General features: G+C 29.0%; 1 pseudogene. It reads right to left on the reverse strand.

Annotated features, from left to right (window positions below):
* Nucleotides 1-226 (reverse strand): annotated as a pseudogene (locus ACF91D_RS32205) (prophage endopeptidase tail family protein); the annotation flags it as partial.
* Between the last annotated feature and the right edge of the window lie 177 nt (nt 227-403).

Below are 403 nucleotides of genomic sequence, written 5' to 3' on the forward strand. Positions count from 1 at the left end.
GCTTGATACTCGTACTTTTAATTAAATAATCTTGACCTTTGTAATTTAGAATGTTTTCATTAGTTGCCATATTGAAAATATCTTCTGTTTTATTTGTTCTAACCAAAGTAAGTGAAATAGAGCGATCATCATTCTTTGAATATTCATATTTAAAAGAACCTAAATCGAAATCAGTTACGATTTCGCCAAAAGTTCCTACTTTATTTTTTAATATTAAGTTTTCCACTCTATTCACCTACCTATATATGAAGTTAAAATCAAATTCTACAGAAGGGTTTGATATCTTTTCACCTAATATCTCAATATCGTTATATCCAGGTGCAAGTGTTAACCATTGATAGTTAGTGTTTACACCTACACGTTTTTTGTCAATAATTGGATGAACACCATCAAGTATAAGTGG

The organism is Staphylococcus sp. 231237_7MaSpsaltlick (assembly GCF_043107035.1).